Origin of the sequence: Vibrio aestuarianus (assembly GCF_028858425.1) — a bacterium.
Lineage (GTDB): Bacteria > Pseudomonadota > Gammaproteobacteria > Enterobacterales > Vibrionaceae > Vibrio > Vibrio aestuarianus.
In genome coordinates this window covers 181,400-205,948 of the sequence record NZ_JAKNYQ010000002.1, presented here as the reverse complement: position 1 = coordinate 205,948, position 24,549 = coordinate 181,400, and the positions used below count along the sequence as shown (strand labels likewise).

At 41.9% G+C, this 24,549-nt stretch carries 25 protein-coding genes; 12 read left to right on the top strand and 13 right to left on the bottom strand.

The genetic code is table 11. The features are described from left to right. Positions 1–8 precede the first annotated feature (8 nt). Both MCT08_RS14620 and MCT08_RS14615 read left to right on the top strand, forming a co-directional pair. Entirely contained in the window at positions 9–890 is an 882-nt protein-coding gene (locus tag MCT08_RS14620; RefSeq protein WP_171980656.1) for an amino acid ABC transporter permease, read from the top strand. A gap of 117 nt (positions 891–1,007) precedes the next feature. Further along, entirely contained in the window at positions 1,008–2,711 is a 1,704-nt protein-coding gene (locus MCT08_RS14615) for a phospho-sugar mutase (RefSeq protein WP_274678739.1), read from the top strand. 59 nt (positions 2,712–2,770) lie between these two features. Here the strand turns inward: MCT08_RS14615 and MCT08_RS14610 are convergent, their stop codons facing one another. Continuing rightward, on the bottom strand, positions 2,771–3,406 hold the full coding sequence (locus MCT08_RS14610; protein WP_274678738.1) for a LysE family translocator: 636 nt from the start codon (positions 3,404–3,406) through the stop codon (positions 2,771–2,773). A 229-nt stretch (positions 3,407–3,635) separates the two neighbouring features. Here MCT08_RS14610 and MCT08_RS14605 point away from each other — a divergent pair, with 229 nt between their 5' ends. Both MCT08_RS14605 and MCT08_RS14600 read left to right on the top strand, forming a co-directional pair. After that, complete coding sequence (locus MCT08_RS14605; RefSeq protein ID WP_274678737.1) at positions 3,636–4,367, top strand: AzlC family ABC transporter permease; 732 nt, start codon at positions 3,636–3,638, stop codon at positions 4,365–4,367. Continuing rightward, positions 4,364–4,684 (top strand): AzlD domain-containing protein, encoded by a 321-nt coding sequence (locus tag MCT08_RS14600; RefSeq protein WP_274678736.1) that lies wholly within the window; start codon positions 4,364–4,366, stop codon positions 4,682–4,684. The genes MCT08_RS14605 and MCT08_RS14600 overlap by 4 nt, the downstream gene beginning before the upstream one ends. A gap of 52 nt (positions 4,685–4,736) precedes the next feature. Here MCT08_RS14600 and MCT08_RS14595 read toward each other — a convergent pair whose 3' ends face one another. Next, positions 4,737–5,351, bottom strand: a complete 615-nt coding sequence (locus MCT08_RS14595) for a fumarylacetoacetate hydrolase family protein (protein ID WP_274678735.1) — start codon at positions 5,349–5,351, stop codon at positions 4,737–4,739. Between the two features lie 489 nt (positions 5,352–5,840). Here MCT08_RS14595 and MCT08_RS14590 point away from each other — a divergent pair, with 489 nt between their 5' ends. After that, a complete protein-coding gene (locus tag MCT08_RS14590; RefSeq protein ID WP_053311736.1) occupies positions 5,841–6,725 on the top strand; it encodes a DMT family transporter in 885 nt (294 codons plus the stop codon). A gap of 59 nt (positions 6,726–6,784) precedes the next feature. Beyond that, a complete protein-coding gene (locus MCT08_RS14585; RefSeq protein WP_171980648.1) occupies positions 6,785–7,405 on the top strand; it encodes a glutaredoxin in 621 nt (206 codons plus the stop codon). A gap of 106 nt (positions 7,406–7,511) precedes the next feature. On the opposite strand, the gene MCT08_RS14580 is transcribed toward MCT08_RS14585, so the two are convergent. The 3 genes from MCT08_RS14580 to MCT08_RS14570 form a co-directional block, all read right to left on the bottom strand. Next, on the bottom strand, positions 7,512–7,649 hold the full coding sequence (locus MCT08_RS14580) for a hypothetical protein (protein WP_168524445.1): 138 nt from the start codon (positions 7,647–7,649) through the stop codon (positions 7,512–7,514). Between the two features lie 103 nt (positions 7,650–7,752). After that, entirely contained in the window at positions 7,753–8,103 is a 351-nt protein-coding gene (locus tag MCT08_RS14575) for a hypothetical protein (RefSeq protein WP_053311670.1), read from the bottom strand. 76 nt (positions 8,104–8,179) lie between these two features. Beyond that, positions 8,180–9,376, bottom strand: a complete 1,197-nt coding sequence (locus MCT08_RS14570; protein WP_261918547.1) for a multidrug effflux MFS transporter — start codon at positions 9,374–9,376, stop codon at positions 8,180–8,182. A 134-nt stretch (positions 9,377–9,510) separates the two neighbouring features. On the opposite strand from MCT08_RS14570, the gene MCT08_RS14565 reads away from it, so the two are divergent. Both MCT08_RS14565 and MCT08_RS14560 read left to right on the top strand, forming a co-directional pair. After that, entirely contained in the window at positions 9,511–10,398 is an 888-nt protein-coding gene (locus tag MCT08_RS14565) for a LysR family transcriptional regulator (RefSeq protein WP_274678734.1), read from the top strand. A gap of 170 nt (positions 10,399–10,568) precedes the next feature. Beyond that, positions 10,569–12,401: a putative bifunctional diguanylate cyclase/phosphodiesterase gene (locus tag MCT08_RS14560; RefSeq protein ID WP_172533295.1), complete on the top strand. Its 1,833-nt coding sequence runs from the start codon at positions 10,569–10,571 to the stop codon at positions 12,399–12,401. Positions 12,402–12,450: 49 nt separating this feature from the next. On the opposite strand, the gene shyA is transcribed toward MCT08_RS14560, so the two are convergent. Further along, the gene (shyA, locus tag MCT08_RS14555; RefSeq protein ID WP_274678733.1) at positions 12,451–13,761 is read right to left on the bottom strand and encodes a peptidoglycan DD-endopeptidase ShyA; all 1,311 of its coding nucleotides are present in this window, start codon (positions 13,759–13,761) and stop codon (positions 12,451–12,453) included. A 188-nt stretch (positions 13,762–13,949) separates the two neighbouring features. Beyond that, complete coding sequence (locus tag MCT08_RS14550) at positions 13,950–14,249, bottom strand: isoamylase early set domain-containing protein (RefSeq protein WP_053311665.1); 300 nt, start codon at positions 14,247–14,249, stop codon at positions 13,950–13,952. A 311-nt stretch (positions 14,250–14,560) separates the two neighbouring features. Between MCT08_RS14550 and MCT08_RS14545 the strand changes: the two genes are divergently transcribed. From MCT08_RS14545 to MCT08_RS14530, 4 genes are all read left to right on the top strand, one after another. Further along, complete coding sequence (locus tag MCT08_RS14545) at positions 14,561–15,247, top strand: YoaK family protein (protein WP_053311664.1); 687 nt, start codon at positions 14,561–14,563, stop codon at positions 15,245–15,247. A gap of 210 nt (positions 15,248–15,457) precedes the next feature. After that, positions 15,458–16,834 carry a YjiH family protein gene (locus MCT08_RS14540; RefSeq protein ID WP_053311663.1) on the top strand — a complete coding sequence of 459 codons (1,377 nt, stop codon included), beginning with the start codon at positions 15,458–15,460 and terminating at the stop codon, positions 16,832–16,834. A gap of 191 nt (positions 16,835–17,025) precedes the next feature. Further along, positions 17,026–17,490: a putative pterin-binding protein gene (locus MCT08_RS14535; RefSeq protein WP_171375549.1), complete on the top strand. Its 465-nt coding sequence runs from the start codon at positions 17,026–17,028 to the stop codon at positions 17,488–17,490. After that, on the top strand, positions 17,490–18,590 hold the full coding sequence (locus MCT08_RS14530; protein WP_274679072.1) for a GGDEF domain-containing protein: 1,101 nt from the start codon (positions 17,490–17,492) through the stop codon (positions 18,588–18,590). Before MCT08_RS14535 ends, MCT08_RS14530 begins: the two co-directional genes overlap by 1 nt. A gap of 50 nt (positions 18,591–18,640) precedes the next feature. Here the strand turns inward: MCT08_RS14530 and pstB are convergent, their stop codons facing one another. The 6 genes from pstB to MCT08_RS14500 all read right to left on the bottom strand — a co-directional run bounded on the left by pstB (position 18,641) and on the right by MCT08_RS14500 (position 24,460). Further along, on the bottom strand, positions 18,641–19,390 hold the full coding sequence (pstB, locus tag MCT08_RS14525; protein ID WP_053311661.1) for a phosphate ABC transporter ATP-binding protein PstB: 750 nt from the start codon (positions 19,388–19,390) through the stop codon (positions 18,641–18,643). 42 nt (positions 19,391–19,432) lie between these two features. Next, positions 19,433–20,296: a phosphate ABC transporter permease PstA gene (pstA, locus tag MCT08_RS14520; protein ID WP_053311734.1), complete on the bottom strand. Its 864-nt coding sequence runs from the start codon at positions 20,294–20,296 to the stop codon at positions 19,433–19,435. Between the two features lie 5 nt (positions 20,297–20,301). Beyond that, the gene (pstC, locus tag MCT08_RS14515; protein ID WP_053311660.1) at positions 20,302–21,234 is read right to left on the bottom strand and encodes a phosphate ABC transporter permease subunit PstC; all 933 of its coding nucleotides are present in this window, start codon (positions 21,232–21,234) and stop codon (positions 20,302–20,304) included. 90 nt (positions 21,235–21,324) lie between these two features. Next, positions 21,325–22,146, bottom strand: coding sequence for a phosphate ABC transporter substrate-binding protein (locus MCT08_RS14510; RefSeq protein WP_168524439.1), 822 nt, complete (start codon positions 22,144–22,146; stop codon positions 21,325–21,327). 361 nt (positions 22,147–22,507) lie between these two features. Further along, the gene (gene tnpA, locus MCT08_RS14505; protein ID WP_168521467.1) at positions 22,508–22,945 is read right to left on the bottom strand and encodes an IS200/IS605 family transposase; all 438 of its coding nucleotides are present in this window, start codon (positions 22,943–22,945) and stop codon (positions 22,508–22,510) included. A 168-nt stretch (positions 22,946–23,113) separates the two neighbouring features. After that, positions 23,114–24,460 carry a DEAD/DEAH box helicase gene (locus MCT08_RS14500; protein ID WP_168524438.1) on the bottom strand — a complete coding sequence of 449 codons (1,347 nt, stop codon included), beginning with the start codon at positions 24,458–24,460 and terminating at the stop codon, positions 23,114–23,116. Between the last annotated feature and the right edge of the window lie 89 nt (positions 24,461–24,549).

The following is a 24,549-nucleotide window of genomic DNA, read 5'->3' as shown; positions in this document are numbered from 1 at the left end:
CTAAAACGATGAGCCCACCCAAGGTGTCACGCCTATCGCTCAATAAGCTAGATTACTTATTACTGGTGTTATTTACCTGCTTCGCGCTGTGGTTGACCTACCGCGCAGATGTTGGTGTGAACTACCACTGGCGCTGGAACGATGCTTTTGCTCTGATATTCACACCAAAAGCAGACGGCAGTACGCCCTATTTCTTTCAAGGGCTTGCTGCTACTTTACGCTTGAGCATTTGGGGCATGTTGCTTGCCCTAGTACTTGGCACGCTACTCGGTGTGGCTCGTCACGCAAATAATCCTTTGTTTAAACTGCCCGCTAATGCCTTTGTGCAGTTGGTGCGTAATATCCCGCCATTAGTATTTGTCTTTATCTTCTACTTTTTCATCTCCAACCAGTTGATCCCTTTGCTTGGGTTAGACACTTTACTGCGTGATCACCATGGGCAAATTAATACCATTCAACAACTACTGTTTGGCCCTGCTCATTTATGGGAAAACTTACTTTCTGGCATTTTATGTATTGGCCTACTCTCTTCGGCTTACATTGCTGAAGTAGTCCGTTCCGGACTGGCAGGTATTGCGCAAGGTCAATGGGAAGCATCGCATTCTCTCGGACTTTCTCCTTGGGTCAAATATCGCTATATCATTGCTCCGCAAGTGCTCAGTGCCATTACGCCAGCATTAGCAGGACAAGCTATTTCGCTGGTGAAAGATTCTTCTATTGTCTCGCTTATTTCTATCCAAGAAATGACGTTTGTTGGCACTGAAATGGCCAATTCATCAGGGTTGATTTTTGAAATTTGGTTGCTGGTGGGTAGCTTTTACCTAGCCATATGCCTAACCCTGTCATTGCTATTTAAGCGCCTTGAGAGACACAGTTTGCGCCACCTTTGATGCGTTTAAGATCGGCAACTGACATTTAATTCTTGAATATTTAGCGATTGCGACCCCATAATTGAGAATGAATATCAGTTAAAATCTATATCAATCGACATTAAGCAGGTAAGAATCATGATGGAATACGTTGCCGAGTGGTTAGAAAAAGATCCCGATCCTAAAACGCGTAAAGAGCTTCAATCATTAATTGATGAGCAGCAACTTGATGCCATTAAAGAGCGCTTTCAATCACGCCTTGAATTTGGTACCGCAGGTTTACGTGGCAAAGTGGGATGTGGGCCTAATCGCATGAACCGCCTTGTCATTCAAGAAACCGCAACGGGCTTAGGGCACTACTTAATTCAAAAAATAGCTGATGCGAAAAGCCGCGGGGTAGTGATCGGTTATGATGGACGACCAGATTCACAACAATTTGCGCATGATACCGCTTCTGTACTGACCGCATTGGGCATTAAGGTTTACCTTACTTATAAAGTCGCCCCTACCCCCGTAGTAGCATTTGGCGTTAAACATTTTAACGCAGCCGCTGCCGTGGTGGTGACTGCCAGCCACAACCCGCCAGAATACAATGGGTTCAAAGTGTATTGGGAAAATGGCGCGCAAATTATTCCACCTCATGATGGCGGTATTGCCTCGGAAATTGACCTAGCAGCAACGCGAGCGGTTTCTCTAATGCCCCTAGAAGAAGCTCATAAAAAAGGGCGACTGGAATGGCTGACTGACGATTATTACCAAACGTATCGCCAGACAATCAACAAAAATCCACTGCTTAACCATCATTCTGATCCCAAAAGCATCGCCATCACTTACACAGCGATGCATGGGGTCGGAGCTGAAATGGCAGAAACGTTACTCCATGATGCAGGTTTCACTCGCGTCAGTAGTGTAAAAGAACAGCGCGAACCTAATGGCCGATTCCCGACCGTCAACTTCCCTAACCCTGAAGAATTAGGGGCAATGGATATGGTTACCGCGCTTGCTCATGCGCAATGTGCCGAGCTCGCTTGTGCTAACGACCCTGATGCTGACCGATTTGCCGTTAGCGTAAGAAAAGCCGATGGCACTTATCAAATGTTGACTGGTGACCAAGTTGGCATCTTATTTGGGCACTACTTATTATCGAAAAGTGAAGCTAAAAAACAATTAGTCGGTAACACCATTGTTTCATCCAGTTTACTTGGAGAAATCGCTCAATCAATGGGGGCGAAATACTTCCAAACGCTGACGGGTTTTAAATGGTTAACCAATGTGGCCATGCAAGAACAAAATGATGATCATCAATTCTTATTCGCTTATGAGGAAGCCTTAGGCTACACCATCGGTAGTACTGTTTGGGATAAAGATGGCCTGTCGGCATTGGTCGCTTTTGCTCAATTAGCCGCAGAGCTCTACAGCCAAGGCGAGACCATTTGGGATCAATTAGAAGCGATCTATCGCCAACATGGTTTGTACGTCAATGCACAGCGCAGCATCAAATTAGATCCAAATTCGCCGCCGGTGGGGGATAAACTTCGCGCACAACCTCCGACAGAAATTGCAGGGCGCAAAGTGTTGGTAATTGAAGATCTAAAATCATCGATTCGCTATATCAGCAGCGGAGTAAACGAAGTGATCAACTTACCCGCTAGCGATGTGCTCACCTATCATCTAGAAGGTGGGGCGCGAGTGATCGTTCGCCCTTCTGGAACTGAGCCGAAACTAAAATGTTACTACGAAGTGGTCGGCACTTTTGAAGGAGATGAAGATTTCGCCTCTGCTCAGCGAAAGGCAGATGAACAAATGGCAATGTTGATTGCCGAGCATCAACGCAGTTTGTAAAAAACCATTGATATTGCGCAGTAGTGAAAGCGGTTATGCCGCTTTCACTGGCAATTTGACTACTTAGCGATAAAAGAGCTGAGCATCCAACAAGCAAGTAACACAAAAACAACGCCCATGAACTTGTGCTGATTAGTTCGAAACTTCTCATTTTCTAGCAAGGAACGTCCAAACGTTCCGGCCAATGCGACCAATAAAAAATTAAACGTCAAGCCAAGAATATTCAGTAACAGTCCTAACGCGAACATTTGTTCACCCGAGGTTGCACCAATATTGCTTGAGACAAACTGCGGTAAAAACATGACAAAGAATACCAGTGCCTTGGGGTTGAGTAAGTTACTAACCAAAGCACGTTGGTAGAACTGAGCCGCCATTTTATGGTCGTTATCAAGATCAGGCATATCTTCCGGGGTTGCACGCAAGCAATCCCAGCCCATTTTTAGCAGGTACGCACCACCTAAAAAATGCAATACGTTTAACGCTAAAGGACTCATGGCGATTAACGCAGATACCCCCAACGCGGCAAGTAGCGTCAGAATGATGCCCGAAGTAGCATTACCTAAACTTGCAAAAATGCCTACACGTCGCCCGTAGCTCATACTTGAACTGGCGATCAGCAACATATCTGGTCCAGGAAGCAGCAATAGGGCAATCACTGCCGTAAGATAAACAGGCAAGATGGAAATATCGATCATGATGAGATTTTATTAAAAACAAGAAGCGGCGGATTTTATAGCAACAATTTCATTATTACCACCACCAAAAACCACTTTAAACGACATTGTTAGATTATTATTTCACACAAACTGAACGAAGAGTAACACTACAGCGCTGTTTTCTATCCTCGTAGATTCATCATGTAATACAATCACTTGATCAAATTTCGTAGCTTGATATGTTCACTAGTATGAATAAGGATTTTTGATGAGTACCGTGATTTTGGATAATCAACACCCAACCTCTAAGGGATATTGTTTCTGGCAAGGGACACTTGCCATGCTGCCACTAAGTATTGCCGTCTTACCATGGGGATTACTTGCCGGCTCATTTGCTATAGAAACTGGCTTATCTCCATTTGAAAGCCAAGCCTTGTCTGCGATTTTGTTTGCAGGCTCTGCGCAGTTAGTGGCTACCGGCATGTTCAAAGCGAGGGCTGGGTTGTTCACCATGCTAATCACCACATTTTTCATAACGTCTCGCCATTTTTTGTACAGCGTATCGATGCGCAGCAAAATTAGCCTACTCCCTATGCGCTGGCGCATAATTTTAGGTTTTTTGCTTACTGATGAACTGTTCGCGATTTGCGGGCAGCATGACGAAAAGCAGTTTAACCGCTGGTACGCATTAGGAGCAGGACTTAGCTTTTACCTCATTTGGAACCTAGCCACCCTAGCCGGTATTATTGCAGGCAGCTATATTCCCTCCTTAAACGAACTTGGATTAGAATTTGCGGTTGCTGCAACCTTCATTGCCATTGTGATCCCCAACGTGAAAACCTTACCAGTGTTCATGGCAGTGCTAACCGCTTTGATACTTTCTGTTGCATTAAAAATGTGCAACGTGAACGGCAGCCTTATGTTTGCCAGTATTGGAGCTATGTGCGCGGGTTATGTAACTGAACTTGCGCTTGAACCTCGCAGAGGGAAATCATCATGATTATGCTTTCTATTCTTGCGATGACCGCGCTTGTATTTACCAGTCGCTACCTGTTTTTAGAGCCCAAGCTGCCACTGCTACTCAGTCCTGCTATTCAACGTTTACTTAGCTATTCAAGCCTTGCGGTATTGACTGCCATATGGGCGCCCATCGTATTTATGCCAGAGACCGATTTATGGATTAATGCGCACAATCCTTATTTATGGGCAGCAGCACTCGCGGGATTGATTGCTTGGAAAACCAAGAATGTGCTTCTAACCACGGTCGCTAGCATGGTGGTATTTCTGGTACTTAATTTGATAATTTTCACTCATTAATAGTCGTGGTTAACGCCTAAATAAGACTTGGTTGGAATCTCCACTCGCACCATTATTCAGCTAACCATTCAATTTCTATAAGAGTTTCTTGAGCGGATTTTAAACGTCCTAAAAATACATCACCACGGTGTACTTCCCCTACACCTTGAGGAGTGCCGGTCATGATCACATCGCCATCACGCAACGAAGTATAGGATTTGAGCTCTTCTAAAATAGTGGTCGGTGAATAAAGCATCTGATTGACACCACCGCACTGAACTCGAACGCAGTTGATGAATAGCTCTAACTGCAAACTATTGATGTCGATACCATCAAGCGGAACAAATCGACTGAATACTGCTGAGCCATCAAACGCTTTTGCTCTCTCCCATGGCAATCCTTTCGCTTTAAGCTTTGATTGCAATTCGCGCTTTGTGAGATCCAAACCCAAACCAACCGCTGAATACTTTCCGTTTTCAACTAAAAAACAAATTTCCGTTTCATAATGCAATGATTCTTGATGGAAAGAAGTCAAGGTGGTGGTAATGCTGGTATTCGGCTTGTTAAATACTACCATTTGCTCTGGTATAGCGTTGTTGAGCTCTCTAATGTGCTCAACATAATTACGACCAATACACAGTACTTTTGAAGGGGAGATTCGTTGGTCACCCAAACGGACTGAATACATACAATCTTCCTTGATATGAATGAGATGAGCGCAGAGTTTAACCGATATTCCTAACTAGGAAATAAATTTGATGATTCAAATATCAAAAGTAAGATCTTCAACTCAAAGCGAGCCAATCGCGACTATCCATTCTTGCACCACAATAACACATATCGCACTACCTTAGTTCACTCTTCGAGACGGATAAAAAAATATTATTATTTTTCAAACAGTTAAAAACTGGCACGCCATCTGCTATCTATAAAATACAAATGCACGGCAGCGTTTGTGCTTCTTTTCAGTGTTAGGCAGAACACTGGCAAATTCATGTTCTTTGACCTCCCTATGGGAGGTTTTTTTTGATACAAACACCTCTCCCATTTATAAACCAGATCATTCAATTTCTAAGCAACTAACGCTATAGCCTCAAGTAACAAAGAGAAATCCTTGATTGGTTTAATCATGATAAATCAGTATGATTCAACCACTTTTCATGTCTGTACGATTTATATGAGCCTAAAACACCATCACCCACTCCAAGGAGCAAGCTGGATGCTGCTTGCCGGACTCGCTTTTGCGATAGTTAATAGCCTCGCTCAAGTCGCCAGTATCAATTATGGTCTGTCATCCACCACTGTTGCACTCATCCAATACGCTATTGCACTGGTAGTGATCTTGCCTTATTTATCAACACTCGGCATTCGTCGCTCACTCCGTACCCAACATTTGGGGTTACATATTTTCCGTGTGTTTTTATCCGTTATCGGTATTCAGCTTTGGTTATGGGCCCTCGCCTATCCTGTACCTATTTGGCAAGGTATTGCCCTATTAATGACATCGCCGCTCTTCGCCACCATTGGCTCTGGGCTCTTTTTAAAAGAAAAAGTGGGGATGGCTCGTTGGGGAGCAACACTAACTGGCTTTATTGGCGCGATGATCATTCTAGAGCCTTGGGCTGATAATTTTAATTGGGCTTCACTACTCCCTGTGGGGGCTGCTTTTTTCTGGGCTTGTTACTCATTAATGGTAAAAAAACTCTCTTCTGAAGATTCACCTTCAACCATGGTCGTTTACTTGTTAGTGCTTATAACACCCTTTAACCTTTTATTAGCACTACCGGAATGGCAAACTCCAGAAGGCAATACATTATGGCTAATATTACTTTTCGCCGGTGCAATGACAGCATTAGCTCAATGGGCTATTGTCAAAGCCTATGCCGTTGCCGATGCTTCTTTTGTTCAACCGTTTGATCACGCAAAATTGCCATTAAATGTGCTGGCTGGTTGGGTTGTATTTGGTTGGGCACCACCAGGACGTTTATGGCTAGGCGCAGCTATCATCATTGCTTCGGTTGCCTTTATTACTCGCTGGGAAACAAAAAAATCATCACGCTGAAATAAAAGGTGTGATAAGCCTTTCCTATTCTTTAAGCGAAGATTGTTGAGGAAAATACAATGGCGGAACCCATTAAAATCACGTTATACCGTTGGGCTGGCAGTTGGGGACCATTTAAAGTCAATATCCCTTGTGGAGAGTGCACGCTAACCAAAGATATTCTAACTGACACCTTTAACAACGAATTGGTGGATGTTGCTGTTGAACTTGAAGTGAAGGATTGGCTTTCTCACTGGTGGGAGCCGCTCAAATTAGGGGCATGGCATGCACCGATTCTAGTGATAGAGGGAAAAGTTGTTAGCCAGGGTGAAGCTTTGAACCGTGGAGTCTTAGTTCAAGCTGTGATCAACGAGTGGGCTCAGCGTGATAATTTAAAAGGCAATATTGTTTATGGTAAAGCAACATGCCCATACTGTATTAAAGCGAAAAAGTTGCTCGATGAGGCTGGTATTGAATATACCTACCATGATGTCGTTAAAGAAAGTGCCGCTTTGTATCGAATGATCCCTGAAGTCAAAGCAATTATTGGTCCTAAAACGCCTGTGACTGTCCCACAGATCTGGTTGGATGATCGTTATATTGGTGGGTGCGATAAGTTGGAAAGTTGGCTGAAAGAAAAAAAATTGGATACCGTGCCTGATAATGTGCTCGACCTTGGAAAGGTAACCGCTAATCGATAACACTACCCTAGACAATCATTAGTATCTCAACAGTCTCAGTTTACATTGAATAGATAAAGTAAAGCCCCAGCCTAGTGATAGGCTGGGGCTTTTAATTCGTCATCGTTTATTTGTGGCTAAACTTCTTAACCAACGCCTTAATGAAAGACTTTTTCTTTGCTTGTGGCTTACCATTCATTGAGTCATACATTGCTTTTTTAGCAATGATTTGTCCAACGTAAGCTCCACCTAATTCATAACCCATGAATCACCTCAAATGTAATTTAATTACTTAACTGAGGCAGATTGTAGCTATAAAAACCAATAAAACAAGACAAATATCACACTTTTAAGTAATTAAATTTCAATCAACTACGTTTGGGTTGCTTGTAAGTCTTGCCAGCCGACAAATAAGTCTCTTTTTGTTTGACCTCAAACATCGCATCAAAAAACCACGCAATAAATTTGATCACATCGTCACCTTCATTCATGATGTGCTCAACAAACTCTTCCTCTTCACCTTGCTCATTTTCTTGAATGATCACATGGTAAATTCGTTGTTCACCATCAACTTCCGCCAAAGCAAATTGCCCAGTTAATGACTGCGCAGCCTCAGCAATCTCTTGATCTTCATTGGTTTTTAGTACTTCTAATGCTTGAGGTAACGTTTTCTGTTCACACAGTTCTTTGACTAGTGCCTGAAATTCTTCTTGATGCATTCTCATTTCCATCGGTTAACGTATTGGAGATTATATATCTAAACCAGATCAATATGGATGAGTAAGCCTAGAAAAATTAGGCGAACTCGGTTTGCAAGTGACGCTGGGATGACAATAGAACCAGTAACATCAACGACCCCGTGGCCAAATAGAAGATGCCTAAAGCTGGCTGATTAGTCACCCAAACTTTAACAAGATGCCCACCGAGTAACCCAGCCAAACACATTTGAACTGAGCCCGACAAAGCAGAAACCGAGCCTGCTTGCGTTTTATGTGGAGCAAGCAGCATGCTGGTTGATAAAGGAAAAGAAATACCTTGGGCAATGGTCAACCAAGTAAACGCCCAAACTAAATTAAATACACTCAACGGTGTGGCTAACAACCACGCTCCAGCAAATGACATCAGTATTATCGCTAACATCAGTAATTGCCGAGAAGAAAAACGACCATTAAGTAAATTAACCAAAACACTGCCGATCATCAACCCAGCCGAGGGAACAATCATCACAGTGCCATACTCAGCAGCCGTTAAGCCAAGTTGATTCTGTAACAAGAAAGGTAAAACAGATAACGTTACTAAGCTCGATAAATAACTAATCCAGTTGTAGCTGGCACTACTCAATACCTGTGGGTTTTTAATCAATAGCAAATAATTATGGCAAATTTTGCTCGGTTCAAATCTACGCTTAGAATACGGTAATGTTTCAGGTAGTACCCACAACCCTAAAATAAAAATAGCGCAAATATAAGCCAACACGAAGACAAAAACGGCATGCCAACTTAAGTGAAATGCTATCCATCCGCCCATCACTGGGGCGATGATCGGCATCACTGAAGCGGTGATCGCGATATAAGACAACGCCTTGGTCAGTTGTGAGCCGTCGTAACTATCTCGTAATACGCTACGCCCAAGAACTGAAGCACTACCAGCCCCAAGACCTTGTAATAAACGTCCGGCTTCTAACATAGTGAAGTTATCAGAAAAGCAAACACAGAGCACAGTGCCAACTAGGTAAATACCTTGCCCTAAAATGAAAGTAGGCCGCCTTCCTACTGCATCAGATAACGGTCCGTAAAAGAGTTGAGAGGCACCAAACCCAAGCAAAAACAAGGTCACCAATAGTTGCACTGCAGCTTGATCTACCATCAAATCTCGACTGATGAGTGGCAATGAAGGCAAATAAATACTCACCCCGACTTGTCCCGTCGCAATGATCATCATCGCAAGTAACATGGGGGTTTTCTTAAATGATGTGCTACCAGCGCTATTCATAGGTAAGTGAGTTGGCCTTTATCAGTGGCAAAAGTGGTATTACGAAAGGTTTTCAGTATATATTGGCAACTCATACATGATAATTTAGCTTTCAGGAAATGGATTGGTTCCCTTTGGGAATTAATGAGGTAAATATGGATTGGATACAAAGTGTTAAAACTTATATTAGAGTGGTGGAAGATGGCAGTTTTAACGGCGCCGCTCGTAAACTCAATACTACCAGCTCAGCCGTCAGCAAACGTGTACATTTGTTAGAAGAAAGGATTGGCGTACAACTGCTTAAACGAACCACACGTTCCGTCACTCAAACTGAAGCTGGTGTATTATTTTACCAACGCGCTAAAGCACAGTTAGACAGTTGGCAGTCTGTGGTCGATGAAACCCGTTCGGTCAATCAAACCCCCGCAGGCTTATTAAAAATTGGCGCAACGCTTTCGGTCGGCTCTAAGTTTCTCATGCAATATTTGGATGAATTCCTACAACGCTACCCAGACATTCGCATTCAACTTACCACCACTACACCAGGCCAACTTCCTGAATTACATTTAGATTTATTTATCAGCCGTGAAATAGAGCAGCTCAACTCGTTAAGCTTCAAAGCTACCCCATTGTTTGAACACAAAGCTGGGTTTTACGCATCCCCTCAATATATTGAGAAATATGGAATGCCCAAAAATGCGGATCAACTCGAACAACATAACATTCTGATATGGGGAGAATATACGTCGCGGGAACTGAAAACATCCACCGGCCAACGTCTTTCTTTGTCAGGCAATTTCGCAACGACCAATCCAGAAGCACTGTTTTATGCAGGTAAAAATGGCATGGGAGTCATTGTTACCAACAACGTGATGATCAAAGAAGAACTCAGCTCTGGAACTTTAGTTCGAATATTACCTGATGTAATGATCGATCAAGCCACTGTTTACGCTTATTATCCGAAGCTTGATTATCAGCATACCAGAACTCAGTTATTCCTCAATTATTTAAAAGAAAAGCTGCCGCCTCAACTCACTCTATAGCCAATATTTTGCAACCCATTAGTCACAAAAAATTATTTTGTCTAAGCGGTTGAATGAACGCCACTTTCACTTTCTACACCTAAAGTCGTAACCAAAGTTGCTGGAAAAATAGACTAACCTGCACCATAGTAACTAAGTGCATATTATTAAAATAAACTGAGTGCAACATTATGACTAAGACATCATTGGCTAGAGATGCAGTTAGTCTGGATACCATAAACGAGCTATTGGCACTTGATAATAACGAGCTATTCGATAGAGCAACTTTGGTACTGCATACCCATTTTCAAAGTTTTTGTACATGCATTATCGAACTGGATAAACTGCATCACAAAGCCCATACCTTATCTTATGCCTGTGAAAACCGGCTTATCAACGATACATGCTATCAACTGAAGAACACTCCTTGCGAACAAGTGGGTAAATCGAAGCAAGAATACTGCTTATACCCTTCACAAGTGGCTAAAATTTTCCCCGATGATAATTTTCTTCGTGAAAATCATATTGAGTCTTACATCGGTATCCCACTACGTGCTAAAAATGGAGAAGTGTTAGGCATCCTAGTGTCTACTTTCTGCTCGCCAGTTGACGATGAACACCCTATCGTAAAGTATCACAGCATTATTGCCAGTATGGTGGTACACAGCCTACGTAATAAGTGGCTCAGTGAACGTTCAGATAGCCTTGTTAACCAGCTCAGCCACGAAGTATCTCACGATAACCTAACAAACTTAATGAACCGCAGTTATCTCTCAGACAAATTAGAGCGTTTGATCGAAACCGTCAATGAACCGTTTACTTTAGCGTACTTAGATATTGATAACTTTAAATCTATCAATGATTTATATGGACATTACATCGGTGACCAAGTCATTAAATTTGTTGCAAATACAATACTAGAACATATTCCTGAAAAAAATTTAGCCTTTCGTATTGCTGGTGATGAATTTGCCTTCATTACCTTCTCCAAAGACCCACTGGCCATTTGTCGAAACATAATAAGCAGCATTGAAAGCGGCTACGTCGATACATCACATCGGATAAAGATGAGCCTTAGTATTGGTATTGCCAAAAAACACCAAGAAAATATCAGTTCAGATCAATTGATATTAAATGCAAGCTTGGCACTGAAAGATTGTAAACAAGTGCGAGGAGAACACATCAGGTGCTACGACAGTGTTCTCAGTGTACAATATCACCGCCGCACACAGATCATTGATGCCTTACGCTATGAACTGGATAAAGCGCCCGGTTGTGATAGTGAAATATTCGTTGTTACACAGCCCATTGTCAGGCGAGCACATGATGAGTGGGACTATTTTGAAGTCCTTGCTCGCTGGAATAGTGAAACACTTGGTTCGATTTCTCCTTTAGAGTTTATTGAAGCTGCCGAGCAATCAGGGCTTATTGTTGATCTCGGTAAAAAAATTGTTGAACTCGCTTGTATCGCAAAACTCGAGCTCGAAAAAGGTCTCGGTTATAAGGTAAAACTTGGCCTTAATTGTTCCGCTTATGAATTGTCAAATTCAAACCGTTATATCGACCACCTAATGAAAACTATTGCTCAATTTGGTTTTGAGCCAAATGAATTTACTATCGAGCTCACTGAAACCGTGCTGCTTTCTCAAACTAGCGAAGTACTGGATATCTTAGATAAATTAAGGTTTGTCGGCTTTACCATCGCTCTAGACGACTTTGGTACGGGTTACTCAAGCCTCAACTATATCCATAGCTACCCTATTGATTGTATTAAAATTGATGCAACGTTCATTAGAAATATGTTGTGCAATGAAACTTCAGAACGAGTGGTCTGGCTTATTGTACAGCTCGCTAATCAGCTGCAAGTTGATTTGATTGCTGAGGGGGTTGAAAGCCAAGAAGCGCTCGAAAAACTGTATGCGATGGGGTGTGATCAAATTCAGGGTTATTATTTTTCTCGGCCAGAGACACCGCATTCCATCGTCAGCCACTGGGACAATATCAAACAAGCACGCCGGGCATAAAAAACCTCTCACGTATTCGATAAGAGGTTTTATGGATGCAAACCGTGGATTAAGAGCCGACGTTTACTGGTGTATCATTCGCTGCGTATCTACGTTCTTGCTTTAACAACATCTCATCTAATTCATTGCGTCTCGCGATGAAACCCGCCATTTCTTTCTTAGGAACCGAATTAGCCATCGGGATATTCGCTGTCATCGCATTGACAGCACGATCACGCACCATCAACTCATAGTGAAGATGAGGACCTGTAACGCGTCCTGACTTTCCAGACAAACCAATTTTCTGACCACGCGTTATTTTTTGCCCTTTGCGAACTAAAATTTTGCTCAGATGAAGGTAACGCGTTTTGTAAGTACTACCGTGCTGGATAACCACATAATTTCCAGCATAGGGGTGTTTACGAGTCATGATCACCGTACCATCACCCGTAGAAAATACCGGAGTACCAACGGGAACACCAAAATCGGTACCGTTATGCGGTGAAACACGCTTGGTTACAGGGTGTAAGCGATGTGCATCAAAATTAGAGGTAATTCGGTGGTTTTTCGTTGGGTAACGCTGAAACGCGCGCTGTAGACTATCCCCATTTTCATCGTAATACTGACCATCGCGGTGCAAGTAAGCCGTGACATTCTTACCACGAGTGAAAATCTTGACCGCTTGAATTTCATTATTACCCGTTAGCTTATCATCAACAAACTGACGAGATTGAACGACTTCAAATTTGTCACCAGCTCGCAGATCCCGCGTAAAATTCAGCTTATCTTTTAACAGAGAAACCATTTGTTCAATCTCAGCACTACCTAACCCGAGCGAATTGACCGACTGAGAAAAACTACCTTGAATTTCACCGACCATGGCAAATTCTTTCCAAACACCAGGAATGGTAACATTCTTAAACTCGTAGCTACCGTCATCGAGACGTGAATACACCGCACGTTCAACCAAACTAAATTCCAACTCCATTTTGGAAAGAGCAACTCCATTTTGCGCTTTCCAAAACCTTAGAATATTCCCAGGTTTGAGGGTATCTAGTGCTAAGTAGTTTAAATCGGTTTCCATGATTTTCATCAAATCTTGATATTTGAAACCGAGTTGATTGAATATGGTACTTAAATTATCACCTGAGCGAATCTCATATTCATAATCTGGTAGATTTTTAACGTCTACCGCATCCGACAAAATCGATCTGACAATTTGGGTTTCTGGAATTGACAGCTCAATACTACGTTGCTGTGAAGTATCCGAAATAGAAGAAGAAATCGTGATGGCAGCAGCTATAATGGGCAAACCTACCACTGAGGTTTTCTTGCGCATTGAAAGCTCAGAAAATCGCATAAGAAGAGAACGAGGAAGCACTATCTACCCTGTTGATTAAGTCAAAAGTGCTCCAAGATTAAGACTTTCTGCTGTAAAAGTCACCTATCACATTGCATTCAGTGATTAAAAAAGGCACCGAGGTGCCTTCGATTAAGTATACATTGACGCGTAAGCAACTACTTACTTATTTGTTATTACTTAAATGCCATCGCAACAAAAATGATAACTTATTGATATGTCGATACTAGGCTGTTGTCCTCTCCAAAACCATTAGCAATATATTGATCAGCCTGAGGATCATTCACCCATTTTTGGTCATCTAACAGATAACGAAATTGAAACTCGGCATCTTTAGGCAAACGTGTTTTGAATTTAAAACAGTTACTTTTCGCCACTTTCTTCATCGGCTCTGGTTGCCAATCAAGAAAATCCGCCACAATAGCGACTGTCGACGACACATCAGCCGCATCCACTTCGAAAGTCACTTCGACTTCCTGTTTTGTTTTAAAAAAACGTTTATTGATCATCTCAAACTCCATCTCAGTATAAAAAACATCCTACAAAGAGGAATCATAAGAAAATAGACTCACATCTACAATACCGAATTGCAATCTGATTAATTTTTTATTTATTAAAGGATAACTTTCTGTTGATTCACCACACTGCTATAGCACTATTCATTGAGGCTGGTTATCCGTCGCTTCTGACTGATTTTCGGTATCTCTGTCATTGCCTGCTCTTTATTTCGCTCTAAAAGATCAACATCAAATTTAGATTTTTACTGCTGAATTTAACGCCCTCACGTTATACTACGCCACTTCAACTTGAGGGCGTTACCTTGATTTCAAAACTTCCACGCTGGGTAGAATATGGAGCTTTTTTACTCGCAGCACTTGCAGGGACAGTCAACGCCATTGGTTTACTCGGTTTTCAGCATCAATCTATCTCACATTTATCCGGAACCATCACACTACTTGGTACTGGGCTTGAAACTTTTAATGACCAATCTCTTCATTTATTAATGATCGTTGTCAGCTTTATGATGGGCGCCACACTCAGTGGTGTTTTTATTGAAAGTACCGCATTAAAATTAGGCCGACGCTATGGTGTCGCCTTATGCATTGAGGGCTCATTGCTCTTTGCCGCACTTTATGCATTGAACCATGGTTCATTAGCGGGCCATTATTTTGCTTCCGCAGCATGTGGCTTACAGAATGCGATGATCACCACCTTCAGCGGTGCGATTGTACGCACTACACATATGACAGGGATTATTACTGACCTGGGTATCATGATTGGTGCGCGTTTTCGCGGCCAGCCTTTCGATTACAGAAAAGCAAAATTGTTCTTGTTTATTGTTTTTGGCTTCTTACTCGGAGGGCTACTCGGCGCTCGTTTCTATACTGTCTATAGCTTAAATGCACTATTGATCCCCGCCTACTTTGCCTTTGCTCTAGCACTGGTTTATTGGTTTTATCTATTTATAAAAAGCGTGATTAAACCCAAAACCAATGGCAACAATTAATCAAACAATGTAACATTAACAAAACAAACAACCAATTCCTAGCTATGCAACAACATTAAAATAATGAATATTTAGCCCAATACAATGAATAGTATTGCAAAGAAAAACAAAGCTAGATACTCTTGCCGACAATGCTTAAATAGGGATGTTTAGTGAATTAATATGCCAGGGAGTTGGCATAAATTGACTAGCGGTAACACGAGAAACATAATGCAAGATAATGCTCAAACTTTAGAATCGCCAACGCAAAATAAGCAAGGCAACTTTTGGATGTTCTTCATCCCTTCTTTGATTGGTCTATTTCTATTTATGGCACCTATCAGCTACGAGGGTGACCTAACTATTCCTGTCGCAGTCCTAGCGAAGTCTATTCAAGCTATTTTGGGTGACTATTTAGTGCCATTGGTTACTATCATCATCGCCTTTATGTCTGTAGCATCGATTGTATGCAAACTTTTCAAACCGACATTTATAACCAAAAGTGCCTTCCTAGATAGCCTATTTAACCCATCCTTACTGTGGCTGGCGGTACGCGTGTTCGGCGGTATTGCGGTGGTTATGACTTATTTCCAAATTGGTCCTGAAGCAATCTGGGAAGAAAACACTGGTGGTCTGGTACTCGAAGGCCTATTGCCGACACTATTTTCAGTCTTCATTTTTGCCGGTTTACTATTACCTTTGCTACTTAATTTCGGCTTATTAGAACTGTTTGGTAGCTTGCTGAGTAAAGTAATGCGTCCAATATTCAACTTACCAGGACGCAGTGCGATCGACTGTATGGCCTCTTGGTTAGGTGATGGTAGTGTCGGTATTTTGCTAACCAGTAAACAATACGAAAATAAATTCTATACCCAACGTGAAGCTGCCATTGTTGGTACCACCTTCTCAGCGGTGTCTATCACTTTTAGCCTGGTTGTAATTGCTCAGGTAAAACTGGAACACCTATTCTTACCTTTTTATGGCACGATCTGTTTAGCTGGTTTCGTTGCAGCCATCATCATTCCTCGCCTGCCGCCACTTAGTTTGAAAAAAGACACTTATATTGACGGTAGCAAACCAGAAAAAGACGCCGATGCAGTTCCCTGTGGGCACACATCATTTTCATGGGGCATGGAACTAGCATTAGCGAAAGCAAGCCAAGTAAAATCAGCCAAGTCTGTATTTGGCGAAGGCATTCGTAACGCAATGGACATGGTTTTTGGTGTACTTCCAGTTGTTATGGGCTTAGGAACTATCGCGCTAGTCATTGCTGAGTACACGTCTGTATTCTCGATTTTAGGACAACCATTTATCCCATTCTTAGAATTATTAGGCGTACCAGAAGCGGTTCAAGCATCACAAACGATTGTCGTAGGTTTTGCCGATATGTTTATCCCTGCGATTTTGGCTTCTTCTATTGATAATGAAATGACACGCTTTGTTATCGCTGCAATGTCTGTTACCCAGTTGATCTACATGTCTGAAGTAGGTGCATTAATGCTTGGTAGCCGCATTCCTGTCAACGTATTGGAATTGTTCATTATCTTCATTCTACGCACGCTTATTACCTTACCGGTCATTGCTGGTGTCGCGCATCTGATTTTTTAATCTAGATTGAGTTGCAGTACATCCATCGAAAAATCCTCACTTATGTGGGGATTTTTTTGATCTAAACTAAAGTTTGAACTCATTGAATTAATAAAAATATAAATAAAAAGTGATGTCATTGATTAAAATCTCACCTTATACTTTTAGAGGATATAGCAATAATAAAGATAATATAAATTAGGTCATTGATGATGAAATGGATAGCCACCCTACCACTTTTGTGTTTTAGCTTTTTGGCTCACGCTTCGCACTTAACAATCACACTGCCGAATAAACAGGTGGTGACATACTCACTCTCAGAACTTGCAGAAGCTTTACCTAAAGATACCTTTACGACTCAGCTACCTTGGTACCCACAAGCCAATACTTTTACCGGTTTTAAAATTGTTGATTTACTGAACTACCTGAAAGTCGGACACGTATCTTCAGTTTCATTTTTCGCGATCAACGATTATGCAGCCAATATATCAATTGAAGACTTAAGCCGCTATGAGCCCATTATTGCTTACTATATGAATGGTTACGAAATGAAAGTCAGAAATAAGGGACCGTTTTGGTTAGTCTATAATTTGGATAAATATCCACAAATCAACAATGAGGTCTATTACACACATATGGTTTGGCAACTCGAAAAAATAACGATTATCGGCAAATGATGAACTCTGAAAATGATAAAATTTTACATCCCTTCTTATCTCGGGCAAAAACACTGCTAATCGTGTTGTCCGCGGCCTTAATCATTGCCAATTTGTACATACTTTCGACCACTCGGACTTTAGCCAGCTCTTATACTGAACAGAAAAATTACACAACATGGTATCTTTTCCAACTGGCTAAAGAATATTCAGAGCTGATCGCTTCAGCGCCTTACGCTTTAGAGTCAAAAGAAAAAATGGATCATATTTGGTTGCAGTATGAGCTGACTTGGAGCCGCTTTGACTTAATCTTAAATAGTAATGAAGGCGACAGTTTCATTAATTTAGATGACGGACAACACTTTTTTAAAAGCAATTTTGATGATTTTAAAATTCTAGAAAATTACCTATTAGCCGCTAAAGACCAACCAACATTAGCCCAATTTGAAATACGTGCTAGAGCCATTTATGACCGAATTATTGGCTATGTAAACGAAAGTTTTCGGTTACAAAGCCCCCTTTATCAGGAACAAAAAGCACAGGCCCGCTTGCTAACCCAAATTCAGTTTTTACTGATGTTTTTGACATTCGGTTGTATTGGCTTGGTCAGCTATATTTTTCATAAAGAGGCTTTAGCGCATAGAAAACAAGCGTTAACCGACCCTTTAACTGGGCTTGCTAATCGCTTAGCCATGTTTGAAGCGCTGAATCATATTTCATCACAACAGCCCTTTTCTCTCTTTCTGCTTGATTTAAACGGCTTCAAAGAAATCAATGATCAAAATGGCCATAAAGTAGGTGACAGCGTGTTGCAGCAAGTCGCTTTTCGCTTGGAATATTCGATCCCCACTTTCGAGTATTCCGTATTCCGCATGGGAGGCGATGAGTTTGCTATCGTTATCAACAGCGTAGACGAGACTGAATTGAGCATTATGCAGCGTCATATCAAAGAATGCTTCCACGAAGATTTTTTCCTTGAAAATGGTACTGTGGGTAGGCTTTCTACCAGCATTGGTATTGCTTCTTTCCCTAAAGATTCAAGCAATATTAACCAGTTAATACATATTGCAGACAAAAATATGTATGCAATGAAGTTTCTACAAAAAAGCCCCTCAATATGAGGGGCAAAGTTACCATCGCTTTATAGTTATAATGAGTTCTTTATAGACGATTAACCAAAGTCACCATTAACGTAACCCATGGTTCTATCATCTTGTGGATTATTGAAAATCACTTGTGTGTCATTGTGTTCAACTAATTCTCCCATGAGGAAAAAAGCGGTGCGGTCTGAAATACGACGCGCTTGCTGCATGGAGTGAGTGACAATAACGATCGTGTAATTTTTCTTTAATTCTTCCATTAATTCTTCAATTTTATGCGTCGCAATCGGATCCAGCGCTGAAGTAGGTTCATCCATTAAAATAACATCTGGTTCCATCGCAATCGTACGAGCTATACACAAACGTTGCTGTTGACCACCAGAGAGGCCAAAAGCGTGAGACTTTAATCGATCTTTCACTTCATCCCATAATGCAGCACCACGCAGCGAACGCTCAACAACATCATCAATATGCTTTTTATCTTTGATTCCTTGAGCACGAAGGCCATAAGCAACATTTTCATAGATACTCATCGGGAATGGGTTTGGCTTTTGGAAGACCATACCAACTTTGATACGCAGATCAGACACATCAATATTGCCGTAGATATCCTGACCATCCATTGCCAACTTACCGGTGATTTTGACGCCTTCAATTAAGTCGTTCATGCGGTTCAAACAGCGCAATAGCGTGGATTTACCACAACCTGAAGGACCAATCAAAGCGGTGACTTGACGTGTAGGGATTGGCAAATTAATCGCTTTCAGTGCTTGGTTTTCACCGTAAAAAAGATCTAAATTTTCAATATTAAATTTGTTCATTATGCTGTCTCTAAATTCGGTTAATCGTGTTAAGCACGTTGCTTAATAAGAAGCAGTGTTAAATCGCTTGGCGATCAGCTTCGTTACCGTGTTGATCAATAACACGACCACTATCAATACTGTTGCTGTCCCGTAGGCTTGGTTCCATTCTTCTATGGTGAATAGCTCAGTCGTCAGCTTATAAAGGTGAACCGTTAAAGTACGTCCTGAATCTAGCAATGAATCAGGAACACGAGCCACCATACCAGCGGTTAGAAATACAGGGGCAGACTCACCAATCACACGACCAATACTCAGGATGACGGAAGTTAGAATACCTGGCATTGCACTTGGCAAAATAAGACGCCAGATGGTGTAAATCTTAGATGCTCCAAGCCCATATGAGCCTTCACGAAAGGTTTGCGGTACCGCCATTAGAGCTTCTTCGGTGGTACGGATGATCACTGGCAAGATCAAAATACTCAGCGTTAGCGCACCCGACAAAATTGAGAACCCTAAACCCAAGATAACCACAAAGAATGTCATCCCGAACAAACCAAAGATAATAGATGGAATCCCCGCAAGAGACTCGGTACAAAAGCGGATAACTTTAACAAGACGGCTGCCAACTTTAGCGTATTCCGTCAGATAAATTGCCGTCATGATACCCAGTGGCGCAGCAACGGAAATCGATGCAATAACCATGTATATGGTTGAGACGATCATCGGGAAAATACCGTGTTCTTCACCAGTACGCGTGTAATCATCCGATATAAAGTTCCAGTCTACATGCTGTAACCCGTTTGAAAGAATGTACCAAATGATCCAAAATAAAAAACCGACGGTTAGTGCAGCCGCCATCCAGATACAAAATTGCAGTAGGTTGTCTTTTAACTGGCGAGCGCGTTTTAGTTTTACTGTATCCATCGTCATTATCTCGCTTTCTCACGGTTTAAGTAGAGTAGTGCTGCATTAAGCATCATGATGAAAACCAGTAACACTACCCCCGTTGCGTATAACGCATTGGCATGCACACCACTGGCGTATGACATTTCAATCGCAATATTTGCAGTTAGCGTACGAGCCGAATCTAAAATACCTTCCGGCATCGCTGGTGCGTTACCCATCACCATAATAATCGCCATCGTTTCACCTAAAGCACGACCAATCCCTAAAATGACACCCGTCATAATGCCTGAACGAGCAGCCGGAACGAGTAACTTAAATATAGTAAAAATACTTGAGGCACCTAAGGCTAATGACCCCTCTTTATACGCTCTTGGTACCGCTCGAATAGAGGTTTCAGAGACCGTAATCACCGTAGGTAAAATCATCACACCGAGTACGATAATACCGGCCAAAATAGTATTACCTGCAGGAACTTGAAATACGTTTTGGATCAGTGGAACGATAATGACAAGGCCAAAGAAGCCGTAAACCACTGATGGAATACCAGCTAATAATTCAACCGCAGGACGAATAATATCAGCAAGACGCTTGGGAGCGACCTCCGCGATAAAAATAGCGGTCAGGACACCAACCGGCACACCAACAATAACTGCGCCGAACGTTGATACCACTGAAGCAACAATCATCGTTGCTACACCATAGAGGGCTGGCGGTAGCCAATCTTGTCCGAGGACAATGCCTGTAACACCCACTTCTTGGAAAGCTGGAATACTTTCGCGGAAAATAAAATAAGCAATGATGGCAAGAGAAACAATACCGATAATGGCACTGGTTAAAAATAAGCCGTGGAAGATTCGTTCCTTCCAGTCAACACGCTTTTTCGCACGTAATGTGCGTTTTGATGCTTGCGCAGAGACTCTGTTCATAAGCTTTTCACTATTAGTTGCGATGGTCATATTATCAATCTCACGACTCGACTAATCGAAGTGGATAGAAAAGGCCCAGCCCTAATCAGCGGGCTGAGCAAACTTAGAAATATAGTTTAATTAGTTGATTGAAATGTAATGGTGGCCTTCAACCAACTGCTGAGCTTCTGCTGTAAGCATCCAATCTAAGAATTTTTGTGTTTCTGCAGAGGGTTGGCCTTTTTTGTACAGCACAAGGAAGGGACGAGCGACTTTATAAGAGCCGTTCTTCACATTTTCTACAGAAGCCGGTGTTCCATCAACCGCTAGCGCATGAACGGAACCATCTACCGTGCCTAAAGAGATGTAGCCAATAGCGTAAGGGTTAGATGCCACCATGGTTTTCAAACCACCGTTACCATTGGCAACTTGTGCGCGTTGAGAAATGGCCGAAACAGTTTTACCTGAGATTTTTTTCTTCAGTGACATAATGTCTTCGAAAGCACCACGAGTACCCGATGCCGTATCACGAGTAATTGCGACAATAGGCTTGTCTTCACCACCAACTTGTTTCCAGTTGCTGATTTCACCTTTGTAAATCTCAGAAACTTGCTCTGCGGTCAGGCCTTTCACTTTGTTGCTTGGGTGAACAACGACGGCGATACCGTCACGAGCGACAACTTCTTCAACCAGTGACGCATCTTTTTCTGACTCTTTTAGGCTACGTGAAGACATGCCGATGTCAGCACTGCCATTTTTTGCCGCTTTGATACCTGCAGAAGAACCAGGGCCTTGAACTTCAATAAATACGTCCGAGTTTTTCTTCATGTATGTTTCAGAGAAAACTTCCATCAGTGGAGTAACGCTACTAGAACCAACTGCAGAAATTGTTTCTTTTGCGAAAACTGGGTTAACTGCTAATGCACCTAGAAGAGCGATTGCACCGATTACTGTCTTTTTCATCACAAATTTCCTTAAGAGGCTTTATTGCCGTTGTGTCTTGAACGAAGCTCACTTTAGGACTTAAATATGACAGTTGTGTTTCACTTAGTTGAAAACTAGATGACAGAGTGAAATATTTCCTTAAAGGTAAGGATAACATTGAGCGTTTCGACTGATTACAATCAGTCCACGAAAAAAATAATTATTATAAAACAAAAAGATAAAACAAAACCAACGATAGAGAACTCATAAAAAACAAGTACAACACCGCGATAAACACTCAATGATGTAGATAGCTAACATATTCATAAAATGTAAAAATCCGCCTTCTTAGAAGGCGGCTTTGGTTTATAGCCCCCTATAAGGGGGCATCCCTGCGCTGCTAGTTTATCTTCAACTCTAACTGCGCCTCATATTCTTGATCTTTCTTGTCTTGGTGCCTTACGTAACGCCTGATGATTTCTTCATTCACACCAACTGTGTCAACAAAGTATCCCCTTGCCCAAAAATGATTACCCCACAGTTTCTTTCTTATATGTGGGAACTTGTTAAACAAGCGGATTGCTGAACGCCCTTTCAATACTCCCATCAACGTTGATATCGAAACTTTTGGTGGAACTATCACAACCAAGTGAATGTGATCCGGCTGAACATTTAATTCCAAGACTTCACAATCTTTCATATTGCACAAAATATAGATTGAGCGATAAAGCTCTTTACCTACATTCCCTTTCAAGATCTTAAATCTGTATTTCGGTGTCCAAACTATGTGGTATTTACAACGCCAATATACATGTGATGAACTTCTATAATCGCCCATGTTTTTAGTTTCCTCTTACTTATGGTGAATAAGAGGTTTACTTCTAGCATGGGCACTCATTCGGGCAATAGCCCCAAGGTTCAATCACCACCGCCCAAGGCGGTGGTTTAGGGATGACAACAAAAAAACCGCCACAACGGCGGTTTTTTAAACATTGCTGACGGCAAATTACTCATCGTCGACTTTAGGTGCCACTTTCTTTTTCGGTACAAATACCGCATCACCGACCGCCACATTTTGATAAAATGTTTTATCACGTTTAATCGGCTTCTTGTCCGTTTGCTTCGCTTTTGGTTTCGCAGTTTTACTCTTCGCAGAATGATTTTTCTTGAAAGCAGGTTTACGCGGTTTTAAACCTGTAAATTTACCTTTAAGTCCTTCAAACACTGAAAATTCAATATCTTGTTGTAAGAATGCTTCGACACGTTTGAAGCTATCCCAATCTTTAGGACCCACTAATGAAATAGCATCACCTTTATTGCCCGCACGCCCCGTACGACCAACACGGTGCACGTATTCCTCTGTGTGTTTTGGCATATCAAAGTTGATAACATGAGTCACGTTAGCAATATCTAACCCGCGCGAAGCCACATCTGTTGTCACCAAAATTTTGAACACAGCACGTTCAAACTGGCTCATGATGGTATTACGTTGCGTTTGATTCAAGTTACCACTTAAAGCGATGGCTTTCAGTTTCTGTTCGTTCAGTTTTTCAGTTAGACGATCGGTGTCAGCACGCGTCGCGGTGAAGATAATCACCTGACGGTACTCCGCTTCTTCTAACGCTCGCTCTAGCAACGCTTCTTTATGATCTAAGTGATCACACAGATAAAACTTTTGGGTGATATCTTTATGCTCTTCATTGGCAACACCAATTGAAATACGCTTCGGCTCTTTGAGAAGTTCAGTACCGAAATCATTAACTTGGCCATGATCTAGTGTTGCAGAGAACATTAATGTTTGGCGACGACGATGGTTGGCCGCATTGTGAATGCGACGTAACTCAGGTGAAAAACCGAGATCAAGCATGCGGTCAGCTTCATCTAAGATCAGCGTATCCAAACCATCCAAACGCAAAGAACGATGCTCTAGGTGGTCGGCTAAGCGTCCTGGAGTCGCAACGATAAAGCGTGGATAACGGCGCAAAGCTTTAACTTGATCATTGAAGTTTTCACCACCAACAATTAGCGCAGCTTCATAGCTTAAACCACTCAACATGGTACGCAGTTCACCATAAACTTGTTTGGCCAACTCTCGAGTAGGTGCAAGAATAAGCGCTCTAGGGTCTTTGGCAGACAATGCTTTTGTCTTCAGAGATTTATGCAGCATAGGTAAAACGAAGGCTAACGTTTTGCCTGAACCAGTCTTAGAGGATGCCAACAAGTCTTTACCCATAATAGCGACTGGTATCGCTTTTTGTTGGATCTCTGTCGCCTGCTTAAAGTCATAATGTTTAAGTGTCTTCAACAAACGATTATCTAAGCCTAAATCTTTAAACTGCAAAGGATTCTCCAAAAATTGTATGATTGCCGCAATATTGTGGGCAAGAGGTCAAAATGAAAACACAATATGATAGCGCGAAAGGTGCTTAAATAGATAGAGAT

Coding starts and splice junctions, on each gene's coding strand:
- MCT08_RS14615 (WP_274678739.1), top strand. CDS start 1,008: ATGATGGAATACGTTGCCGAGTGGTTAGAAAAAGATCCCGATCCTAAA.
- MCT08_RS14540 (WP_053311663.1), top strand. CDS start 15,458: ATGCAAGATAATGCTCAAACTTTAGAATCGCCAACGCAAAATAAGCAA.
- MCT08_RS14575 (WP_053311670.1), bottom strand. CDS start 8,103: ATGCATCAAGAAGAATTTCAGGCACTAGTCAAAGAACTGTGTGAACAG.
- MCT08_RS14620 (WP_171980656.1), top strand. CDS start 9: ATGAGCCCACCCAAGGTGTCACGCCTATCGCTCAATAAGCTAGATTAC.
- MCT08_RS14560 (WP_172533295.1), top strand. CDS start 10,569: ATGACTAAGACATCATTGGCTAGAGATGCAGTTAGTCTGGATACCATA.
- MCT08_RS14565 (WP_274678734.1), top strand. CDS start 9,511: ATGGATTGGATACAAAGTGTTAAAACTTATATTAGAGTGGTGGAAGAT.
- MCT08_RS14535 (WP_171375549.1), top strand. CDS start 17,026: ATGAAATGGATAGCCACCCTACCACTTTTGTGTTTTAGCTTTTTGGCT.
- MCT08_RS14610 (WP_274678738.1), bottom strand. CDS start 3,406: ATGATCGATATTTCCATCTTGCCTGTTTATCTTACGGCAGTGATTGCC.
- MCT08_RS14595 (WP_274678735.1), bottom strand. CDS start 5,351: ATGTATTCAGTCCGTTTGGGTGACCAACGAATCTCCCCTTCAAAAGTA.
- MCT08_RS14605 (WP_274678737.1), top strand. CDS start 3,636: ATGAGTACCGTGATTTTGGATAATCAACACCCAACCTCTAAGGGATAT.
- pstC (WP_053311660.1), bottom strand. CDS start 21,234: ATGACCATCGCAACTAATAGTGAAAAGCTTATGAACAGAGTCTCTGCG.
- MCT08_RS14585 (WP_171980648.1), top strand. CDS start 6,785: ATGGCGGAACCCATTAAAATCACGTTATACCGTTGGGCTGGCAGTTGG.
- MCT08_RS14550 (WP_053311665.1), bottom strand. CDS start 14,249: ATGATCAATAAACGTTTTTTTAAAACAAAACAGGAAGTCGAAGTGACT.
- MCT08_RS14530 (WP_274679072.1), top strand. CDS start 17,490: ATGAACTCTGAAAATGATAAAATTTTACATCCCTTCTTATCTCGGGCA.
- MCT08_RS14510 (WP_168524439.1), bottom strand. CDS start 22,146: ATGAAAAAGACAGTAATCGGTGCAATCGCTCTTCTAGGTGCATTAGCA.
- MCT08_RS14580 (WP_168524445.1), bottom strand. CDS start 7,649: ATGGGTTATGAATTAGGTGGAGCTTACGTTGGACAAATCATTGCTAAA.
- MCT08_RS14600 (WP_274678736.1), top strand. CDS start 4,364: ATGATTATGCTTTCTATTCTTGCGATGACCGCGCTTGTATTTACCAGT.
- tnpA (WP_168521467.1), bottom strand. CDS start 22,945: ATGGGCGATTATAGAAGTTCATCACATGTATATTGGCGTTGTAAATAC.
- pstB (WP_053311661.1), bottom strand. CDS start 19,390: ATGAACAAATTTAATATTGAAAATTTAGATCTTTTTTACGGTGAAAAC.
- MCT08_RS14590 (WP_053311736.1), top strand. CDS start 5,841: ATGAGCCTAAAACACCATCACCCACTCCAAGGAGCAAGCTGGATGCTG.
- MCT08_RS14570 (WP_261918547.1), bottom strand. CDS start 9,376: ATGAATAGCGCTGGTAGCACATCATTTAAGAAAACCCCCATGTTACTT.
- pstA (WP_053311734.1), bottom strand. CDS start 20,296: ATGGATACAGTAAAACTAAAACGCGCTCGCCAGTTAAAAGACAACCTA.